This is a genomic window from Polaribacter sp. (assembly GCF_965656025.1).
In the GTDB taxonomy this organism is placed as follows: domain Bacteria; phylum Bacteroidota; class Bacteroidia; order Flavobacteriales; family Flavobacteriaceae; genus Polaribacter.
On sequence record NZ_CBFHJT010000076.1, the window covers coordinates 1 to 2,416 of the forward strand.

1 protein-coding gene and 1 pseudogene are annotated in these 2,416 nt (G+C 33.8%); both read left to right on the top strand.

Going from position 1 to position 2,416, the window contains the following annotated elements:
• Positions 1–1,925, top strand: a pseudogene (locus tag ACTG3S_RS12485) (SusC/RagA family TonB-linked outer membrane protein); the annotation flags it as partial.
• 19 nt (positions 1,926–1,944) lie between these two features.
• On the top strand, positions 1,945–2,416 hold a 472-nt coding region (locus ACTG3S_RS12490; RefSeq protein WP_439129676.1), incomplete at its 3' end, for a SusD/RagB family nutrient-binding outer membrane lipoprotein.

A 2,416-nucleotide genomic window follows, 5' to 3' on the forward strand; every position in this document is an offset into this window, starting at 1 on the left:
TGAATCAATGGTGGCAACGTCAATTAGACATGGACAGAGTAAGAAACTATGAAAGAAATGGTCAATTCGTTTCTTGGAATATCAATAGTCCAACAAACACTACTCCTTTATATTGGGATTCTCCATTTTTTGAGCCTTATGAAAACTTAAATTTTCAAACTAAAAATGCTACTTACGGTAGAATTGGTTTAAAATATGAAGTAAATGACAATTTAAACGCAAGTATCGATATTAGAAAAACAGTTAATTCTTACACTTTCAACGATAGATCTGCTTTTGGAGGTTTAGGCGGACAATCTATACCTTCTTATAGCGAGTCTCAAAGTATGGACTATAGAGATGAATTGTTTGGTATTGTTAACTATTCTAAAGACATTAATGAAGACTTTGACATAACCGCTACAGCAGGTTTCGAACTTTCTACAATAGGTTCTAGAAATTTAAGCGGTAGTACTGTTGGAGGGTTAAATACGTTAGGTTTTTACAGCTTAAGTACATCTGTAGATAGACCAACTGTAAACAATAGCAGATCTTTATTTAAAACAAAATCTATTTTTGCAAAAGCATCTGTAGGTTTTAAAGATATATTATTTTTAGATGGGTTTGCACGTTACGATTGGGGTTCTTCTGCTTTTGAAGAAGCAAATAGAATTGAAACTTATGGAGGTTCTTTAAGTTTTATTTTCTCTAAATTAATTCCAGAAAACGATATTTTAAGATTTGGTAAATTGAGAATGAGTGCAGCACAAGCTCCAAGATTCCCAAGCCCATATCAACTATCAGCTGTATATACTATTGGCACGCCTTATGGAAGTACAGGTACATTATCTGCACAAGGAACATTTGCAAACCCTTTTTTAGAAGGTGGTGTTCGTAAAGATTATGAAATTGGTGCTGAATTAAGATTATTTAATAGCAGACTAGGAGTAGATGTTGCGTATTTCAAAAAAATAGATGAAGAATTACCAGTATCTGTTACTTTAGATGGCTCAACTGGTTACACAAGCACTCTTAGTAATGATGGAAAACAAACATACAATGGTATTGAAGTTGCTTTAAATTACGACATATTCAAAAAAGAAGATTTTGCTTGGGATGCAACTTTAAGTTTTGCTACTTTAGAAAGATTTGTTGATAAAATTTCTGAAGGAATTGACGTAAACGTTTTATCTAGCTCTTGGAGAGGTATCCAATTACAAGAAAGAGTTGGTGAAGAATGGGGTGCAATTTACGGTAGAGCTTACCAAAGAGATGCAGATGGTAATATTTTATTATCTTCAACAGGTAATCCTCAGTATGACACAAACCAATACTTAGGAAATGTACTACCAGATTTTACAGGAGGTTTATCTAATAACATTCGTTATAAAAACTTTAACTTAGGTTTCGATATTGACTTCCAAAGTGGTGGTAAAGTATTTTCTGTAACAAGAATGTTTAATAACTATTCTGGTTTAGGTATAGAAACTGTTGGTAACAATAATTTAGGAAACCCTGTAAGAGACCCTCTAGTAGGAACAGCTACTGCAAGTGGTAGTGCTGTTGCTAATGGAACAGGCGCATCGGGTGGTGTTTTAATTGAAGGAGTTGATGCAACGTCTGGAGCTCCAGTTTCATACAACGTAGCAGCGTCAACTTATTGGGGTCGTTTATTTGCTTTACATGAAAGATGGTTATATGACGCTTCTTATGTAAAATTAAGAACAGTGCGTTTAGATTATGATATGCCACAAAGCATTATTGACAAAACTCCGTTTAAAAAATTAAACTTAGGTGTTTTTGCTAACAATGTTTGGTTAATCCATTCAGCATTACCAGGATTAGACCCTTCTGAATTAGAAACAGCAAATGGCGTAAACTGGACAGAAGGTGGTCAATTACCTAATGTTAGAACAGTAGGTATCAATGTAAGAATGTCATTTTAATTAAAAATAGATATACAAAATGAAAAAAATAAACAAAATAAAATCACTTATTCTTGCTGTAGCAGTCTCATTTACAGCATGTGATACAGTAGATTTTGGTGATACAAACCAAAATCCCAATAACCCAAGTACACCTGTTACTGCTTCTTTATTAGCAAATGCACAAAGAGGTACAAGTGGTTACATAGCAAGTACTACCAGTAATTTATACGTGCAGTACTTATCTAATGGACAATATGACGAAGAATCTCGTTATCAAACTCTTAACTGGAGTCCTGATGGCTCTTACGGTTTATTAGAGGATCTACGTCAAATTGTCGAAATTAATTCGAATGACGATACTAAAGTAGCTGCGCAAGCTTATGGTTCTAATGGAAACCAAATAGCAGCTGCAAAAATTTTAAGTGTATATATTATGCATGGAATGACAGATAGATGGGGTTACTTGCCATATTCTGAAGCATTAGACATTACGAATAACATATATCCTG